The 7,672-nt window shown below is 41.5% G+C and carries 6 protein-coding genes; 1 reads left to right on the top strand and 5 read right to left on the bottom strand.

Annotated features, from left to right (window positions below):
• Positions 1–52 precede the first annotated feature (52 nt).
• From H5185_RS20205 to H5185_RS20185, 5 genes are all read right to left on the bottom strand, one after another.
• Positions 53–955, bottom strand: coding sequence for a chemotaxis protein CheV (locus tag H5185_RS20205; protein ID WP_124016289.1), 903 nt, complete (start codon positions 953–955; stop codon positions 53–55).
• Positions 956–1,478: 523 nt separating this feature from the next.
• Complete coding sequence (locus H5185_RS20200) at positions 1,479–1,958, bottom strand: dual specificity protein phosphatase family protein (RefSeq protein WP_182742997.1); 480 nt, start codon at positions 1,956–1,958, stop codon at positions 1,479–1,481.
• An 11-nt stretch (positions 1,959–1,969) separates the two neighbouring features.
• Positions 1,970–3,253, bottom strand: a complete 1,284-nt coding sequence (locus H5185_RS20195) for a DEAD/DEAH box helicase (protein WP_182742996.1) — start codon at positions 3,251–3,253, stop codon at positions 1,970–1,972.
• A gap of 71 nt (positions 3,254–3,324) precedes the next feature.
• A complete protein-coding gene (locus H5185_RS20190) occupies positions 3,325–3,876 on the bottom strand; it encodes a methylated-DNA--[protein]-cysteine S-methyltransferase (RefSeq protein WP_124016286.1) in 552 nt (183 codons plus the stop codon).
• A gap of 4 nt (positions 3,877–3,880) precedes the next feature.
• Positions 3,881–5,416: a DNA-3-methyladenine glycosylase 2 family protein gene (locus H5185_RS20185; protein ID WP_182742995.1), complete on the bottom strand. Its 1,536-nt coding sequence runs from the start codon at positions 5,414–5,416 to the stop codon at positions 3,881–3,883.
• A 223-nt stretch (positions 5,417–5,639) separates the two neighbouring features.
• Between H5185_RS20185 and H5185_RS20180 the strand changes: the two genes are divergently transcribed.
• Entirely contained in the window at positions 5,640–7,469 is a 1,830-nt protein-coding gene (locus H5185_RS20180; protein ID WP_182742994.1) for an ABC transporter ATP-binding protein, read from the top strand.
• Positions 7,470–7,672: the final 203 nt, after the last annotated feature.

Below are 7,672 nucleotides of genomic sequence, written 5' to 3'. Positions count from 1 at the left end.
TACAAAATTGTTAACCATGTTAAAAATGAATAAATATCAAAAAATATCACCATTAACTTGGTTGTAATGCCTGTGCGCCTCTAAGCATTGCTTCAATCAGCTCTTTAGCATCAAATTTCGTTAATGCCTCATTTGCGCCAACTTGCTTGGCTTGGCTAACACTTATTTCACTCGATAATGAGGTATGAAGAATAATATATGCATGCTCAATTGCCGGATTATTTTTAACTTCGAAGGCTAATTCGTAACCATCTAGACCTGGCATTTCAATATCACTTACCAATAAGTCGATAGGTTTTCTTTCTGCGGCGGCTAGCTGCATCATTTGCAATGCATCACGGCCATCTGCGGTAACTTGATACGCTATATTAATGGAGTCCAGAGCATCGGATAATTGTTTACGGGCAACTTTGGAATCGTCCACCAACAAAATACGCAATGGTGATAATTTTTCACGTTGAACATCGGTTAATATTGCTCGATTACTAATGGGATCATCAGGGAATATTTTCGATAATAACAATTCGACATCAAGTAATTGCACTAATTGATCATTAAAACGAGTGACACCAGTTAAAAAGGCATTTTTGCCTAAGTTGCCAGAAGGCGCCTCAATATTACGCCAATTACACTCAATGATCTTATCAATGCCACGCACCAGAAAACCAATGACCATTCGCTGACAATCGGTAATGATGATGTAGCAATCTTTTCGCTCAGATTCACTCACAGGTTTATAGCCAATAGAAGCCGCCATATCAATAACCGGTATAGTCATACCACGAATCGTCGCCGCGCCAAGAATAGCAGGGTGAGAATGCGGGATTTTAGTTAAAGGAGTATACGGTACGAGTTCACGAATTTTTAGAGTACCCAAGGCAAATAATTGTGTTTGATTCAACTTAAAAAGCAACAGCCCCTGTGATTGATTCGCTTTGCTTATTTTAGGACTCATTATTACCCCTTCATCTGAAGACTGAAATCAACTTCACTATAGCATTTATTGGCAATATGTAGACTAGCTTTTATCGTCATTTATCTACAAATAGCATTACAAATCACAAAATTAGCAATTCACCTAATAATAGTCAGCACTGATATAATGCCGATTGCGATCACGCTTCAATACATCATTTTTTGTCATTAATTCTTGATAAATATTACCGAGTTATCAAGTTACGTTAACCGCTTGCCGCAAATGACTATTGCTATCAATACTCTTGTCACCACGATTAGTCTATATGCAACGGAAAAGGCAGCTCAAAAAATAACGTAAACTTCAAATAGCTAAATGCTGTGTGACAATTCACATTATAGGCATTACCTGACATAACTGCCTAAAATATATATCAAATGACTCATGAGCATAAATATTTACGCTGATCTAAGCCCTTTAAAACAACGAAGGGAGACATAGATGAAATCAATGATTGATCTCATCTATTGTCTCCCTGATGCAATATTTAAATTTAACTCAATTAGTTTGAAGCAGATTGGAGCTCGTAGAGCACGTCATACACAAACTGATCCCAACCATCAGCATCAAACGCTAAACCACTGGCATTACGCACTTGACTAACGGCATGTAAGGGCGCAGCACCATTTTCCATCATGTAATAAGCCATTACCACTTCAGTACGATTAATGCCTGAACGACAATGAAGTAACACAGGTAAATTATCAGCTTCACACTCACGAATAAATGCGAGTACCTGAGGTAGTATTTCAGCACAAATGGCTAAATCCTCAGGCTCAGGTGGAATATTGTCAGGTAAATTAAATACTTTATGACGAATACCTAACTCTGCCATGGCCTTAGTGTCGCAACCTTCACCATTGTTTAATGATGCAATTGCACCGAAACCCGCTTGCTGTAACTCAGCTAAGTTCCATGCATCTTTGTTTGGACCACTACGACCTGCAACTTGTCCATCAACTAACCAAAAAATATATTTCATATTACCTACTACTAATCTGGTTTTTTAGCCCAAATATCAACATTAACTGAGGACAACTTTTTACGTTTCTTTTTACGACTGCCTTCAGGCTTAGCCATTGGCTTAGGTTGTTCCAGCACGTTTTCGGGCACTACATCATCAGCCTCAAATCCAACAACTTGTTCACGCTCAAGGCGGATCTGATTCTTCTTCTCGATAACACTGAAGTGATGATACTCATCATGGGACAGCAAGGTCAACGCTAAACCGACCTCTCCTGCACGTCCACTTCGACCAATTCGATGCATATAATCTGCTGGACTGCGCGGTAAGTCAAAATTAATTACCACTGGTAATTTTTCAATATCAAGACCACGGGCAGCAATGTCTGTTGCAATGAGCACTTGAATCTCGCCGGCTTTAAAACCTTCCAATACTCGACTTCGCGCACCTTGCGCTTTATCTCCGTGAAAGACTTCAGCAGTGATACCACGTTTAGCTAATTTTTGAGCTAAATGATTACAACTATTTTTAGCGCCGACAAAAATGAGCACTTGACGCCATTGATGTTGTTGAAGCAGATGAGCCAGTAAGGCAGTCTTTTTTTCACGATTAACCGTCATGACACGCTGAACTAAGGTGCTTGCTTCAGCACTTTGTAATTGTATCTCAAGCGGATTGACTAGCAGCGCTTGCGTTAGTTGGCGAACTTCATCAGGGAAAGTGGCAGAAAACAATAGCGTCTGTTTTTTCTTAGGAAGTAAGTCAAGCACCTGAGTAAGCTCTTCAGTAAAACCTAGGCTTAACATACGGTCAGCTTCGTCAAGCACTAAAGTTGACACTTGAGATAGCTTTAATGCGTTAGACGAAACTAAATCGAGCAGACGACCTGGTGTTGCGACCACGACATCAGCACCACCGCGCAATGCTAACATCTGAGTGTTAACAGACACACCACCAAAGGCCGCAACCACTTTAATGTCACCATTTAAGTGAACCGCATAGGATTTAAAGCTGTCGGCAACTTGCTTGGCTAACTCTCTTGTAGGCACTAAAACTAACGCACTAACAAAATTTCCTTTAGATGATACAGCTTGACGACTGACTAATTGATGCAATATCGGTAGCGCAAAAGCAGCTGTTTTACCCGAGCCGGTATTGGCACCTGCTAGTAAATCTTTACCAGTTAGCGTGCTTGGAATAGTTTCAGCTTGAATAGGGGTCGGCTGAAGGTGATTAAGCTCAGCCAATCTTGCCAACAATGGAGTATGCAGGCCAAATTCAGCAAAAGTCGTCGCGAGAGAAGCTTGGGTCATGTATCAAATGCGCTCAAAAAATGAATATCAATCGCGCATTTTAACGTACTTTACCCCAGCAGTCAGATAAATTAACGAATTTGTTCAATCCCTTCTAAGTCGAGTAACCACTGTTTCATCTCAAGCCCATAAGCATAACCAGTTAGCTTGCCGCCCTTGCCTATCACGCGATGGCAAGGGACAATTATCGCTATCGGATTGGCGCCATTTGCTGCACCTACCGCTCTGACCGCTTTAGGCCTACCTATGGTATTAGCGATATCACTGTAACTGCAACGCATTCCAAATGGCAACTGACTCAATGCTTGCCAAACCTCTTGTTGAAACACAGTCCCTTTCGGCGCTAAGGTCACATCAAATTGTTGCCTTGTCTTAGCGAAATATTCAGCTAACTGAATCACAGTTTCATCAATGTGGCGCTGCGCCTCTAGTAATATAGCGCGATCAGGCTCGATATCGCTTTGCGGTAAAGCAACTTGAGCATGAACGTTTACCGTTAAACTCCTTTGAGCCAGATCCTCAACCTGTAAATGGGTTAATCCATGCTCAGATGCTTTAAGCGACAGTAAGCCAACAGGACTTGTAACTAAGGCATGGCACTTAGGCGACGTAAAATGGGTCATAAAATTATCCGTTTTTGGCAGCGACAGGATCGTGATCCCAAAGCTGAAAGGTTAAGTAACTGCCCCAAGGTGATGCTTGTTTTGTCATATCAGCAGCAATACTTAAATATGATTTTGGTGTTTCAATGGATTGACCCGCCTGTTCATGTAACGCATACAAGCGCTTTTTGATAACTAAATCAGAACTCAAAAACATATCTGGATCACTTAAGCCGCGCATCTTAGCGTACGCGACAGTCCACGGACCAATACCTTTTACTTCAAGCCAGTCGTCAGGTGTTGAGTCTGCATGTTGATGTACAAATTTCCCCAAAGCATTCAATGCTAATTTTCGAGCACCAGGCATGTTTAGTTCATCCAATGATGCTGCAGCAATAGTTTCTGGCGTCGGAAATAATCGCCAAGTCTTACCATCAATGAGAAGTGTTGTACCATAATGCTTAACCAGTAAATTTAATAACTTAGTCGCTTGCAATACACTCACTTGTTGCCCTAACACAGCTCTACAAGCAGCTTCAAACACACTGCCCGTGGCTGGAATACGCAAGCCAGAGTCAATTTGAGCTCCTAATGTAATAATGGGTAACAATGCTTGGCGAATAACGACCATGTCAGCATCTAAATCGAACATACGCCGTAACTGCAATACAATATGATGTAATGATTTAATATCGTTAGCATCTAGTAAGTAAATACTCACATCCAGCTGGGGTTTATCGATATTAGGCGAAACATAAAAAAAACCGTCAACCCCATCAAATGAAAATGTTCGACCATAACGACCTAATTCATCGTCAATAACTTCCATATTGTCGACTTGACGAAATGCATAAAAAGCTAACATTTTACTCCAACTCAGAGGCGGTCGGTAAGATAATGCTAATGTAATTGGTTTAATGTAAGTTCTCACTTGGTTATCGTTATAAGGATGAGTGTCGTCCGTTGAACCTCGGCTTTTTTGGCGCAAATCACTCGGGGTTAACAATAACTGTTGTTTAAAAAATTCATTAAACCGCCTGATGCTATTAAAGCCTGCAGCCATAGCAACTTCAGTCATTGATAATTGTGTTTGGTGTAATAACTGTTTAGCAAACATCAACTGCTGATATAACGCAAAGCGTTTAGGCGATGTCCCCATTCCTTGATTAAAGAGTTTATGTAGATAGCGACTGCTAATGCCGAGCTTTTGTGCCAACGACTCGACAGTTCCAGCGTTGTCGCCACTTAAAAAGCCTTGTTCAATTAACTTGATGGCTCGCATTAATGTTGTTTGAGTGCCTAACCACGCAAAGGAGCTTGGAGCACTATCTGGTCGACATCTCAGGCAAGGCCGGAGCCCTGCATTCGCCGCTTTTATAGCAGAATCAAAGTAACGAACATTTTTTTCATAGGGCGCTGGGGCGGGACAAATTGAGCGGCAATAGATCCCGGTGGTAAGTACCCCAGTAAAAAATTGACCATCAAAGCGTGCATCACGACTCAATCTCGCCTGCTGGCAGATCTGAGCTGTAATATTGCAATCGCTGTTAATCTGTACCATTAATTCCGTTAGCCTCGTTGACTTTAGTCAAGTGCAATAGAAAAACTGAACCTTTTTCAGTGCACTGCGTATTTGAGTAATTATCTTACCTAAACACAACAACCACGACTAGCGGAAAACGGAACTCAATCGTTTCGTATAATGTAACAATTTAACCGATTACATTTGGTAGATTTACGTTATCCTAGTCAACAGAATTTTCACCATTACGTTAGAGCATTAGATGTTTAAATTTTTTGAATCATTGACCCAAGCACTGCCACAAGAAGAGCCGACCCAGCCCCCCAATACCCTGTATGCATTTTGCCGCCATTATACCCGCGGATTTGGGTTACCTTTAATTGTGATGTCGGTACTAACGGCCATATTGGCGATGTTGGAAGTCTCGCTCTTTGGGTTTATGGGCAAATTAGTCGATTGGTTAGTGACCAAAAACCCGCAAACCTTATGGCAAGATGAAGGTACAACATTAATCATCATGTCGGTGCTTGTGTTAGTGGTAATTCCGCTGATTGTCTGGCTGCATGCGTCTATCGTGCATCAAACACTATTGGGCAACTACCCCATGGCGATTCGCTGGCAAGCACATCGCTATTTGCTTAAACAAAGCATCTCATTTTATCAAGATGACTTTGCCGGACGAATAGCCACTAAGGTTATGCAAACATCGCTTGCGGTCCGTGAAACGGTGATGAAATTACTCGACGTTCTCATGTATATCTTGGTTTATTTCACCTCGATGCTAGTGATGATTGCCGCTGCAGATGTGCGCCTGATGCTGCCCATGCTGGTATGGTTGGCTGCTTACGTCTTAATTCAGTGGAAATTAGTGCCAAAGTTAAAGGCGATATCCACAGAGCAAGCCGATGCTCGCTCAACCATGACCGGGCGTATTGTTGACAGTTATACCAATATTTCTACCGTAAAACTGTTCTCACATACCACCCAAGAAGCTGACTATGCTCAAGACAGCATGACACATTTCTTAAAAACTGTTTACGGCCAAATGCGCCTGGTAACGATCATTAATGTCTTAGTACAAATCATTAATTACGTGTTGGCGTTTACTATCGCTGCGGTATCTATTTGGTTATGGGCTGACAATGCGATTACGGTTGGCGCAATTGCCATTGCTGTAAGTTTAGCCCTTCGTTTAAATGGTATGTCACAGTGGATCATGTGGGAAATCAGTTCGCTATTTGAAAACATTGGTACCGTTACCGATGGAATGAATACTTTATCGAAACCGATTGCGATTCAAGATAAACCCAACGCCAAAGACATTACTGTTGATCAGGGTAAAATCGATTTTAACCAAGTGAGTTTTCATTATGGCGAAAAAGCTGGAGTCATTGAACAGCTAAACCTGAATATTAAAGCTGGCGAAAAAGTCGGTTTAGTGGGACGTTCTGGTGCAGGAAAGTCGACATTAGTAAACTTACTAATGCGTTTTCATGATGTTGAAAAAGGCCAAATACTCATTGATGACCAACCTATAACAGATATTACCCAAGACTCATTACGGGCAAACATTGGTATGGTTACCCAGGACACATCTTTGCTGCATCGCTCAATTCGTGAAAACATTTTGTACGGCGATCCACATGCCAGTGACGAGCAACTAGTAGCTGCTATCACTCAAGCACAAGCAGCAGAGTTTATTGATAATTTAACTGACCCATTTGGTAACAAAGGACTCGATGCCCAAGTTGGTGAGCGCGGAGTCAAGCTATCTGGTGGCCAACGCCAACGCATTGCCATTGCAAGAGTATTACTAAAGAATGCGCCCATTTTATTACTTGATGAAGCAACATCAGCGCTCGACTCTGAAGTTGAAGCCGCGATTCAAGAATCATTGTATGAATTAATGGAAGGCAAAACAGTGATAGCGATAGCGCATCGACTGTCGACGATTGCAGCTATGGATAGGCTAATTGTGTTAGATAAAGGCTGTATTGTTGAGCAAGGAACCCACCAAGAACTCATTGACGCTAAAGGCATATATGCACAGCTTTGGGCTCACCAAACCGGTGGTTTTCTGGGTTTAGATTGAAACTTATCCGAGATAGTTTGTAACTAACCTCTACTGCAAAAGCCACTCACACTATGAGTGGTTTTTTTATTGTGGTATAAACAATAGGATTCAACACAAACAGCTATATTCGCGACTAGGCCAATACTAAAAATGAACAGATATGATAATGGAAATCAAAAAATCATGATGTTTTGTTTAATTAGGTTGGGATTATTTTTGAT

This window comes from Shewanella sp. SG44-6, from assembly GCF_014164185.1.
Classification (GTDB): Bacteria; Pseudomonadota; Gammaproteobacteria; order Enterobacterales; family Shewanellaceae; genus Shewanella; species Shewanella vesiculosa.
The sequence above is the reverse complement of the archived record's forward strand: the minus strand, read 5'-3'. Positions and strand labels throughout refer to the sequence as shown.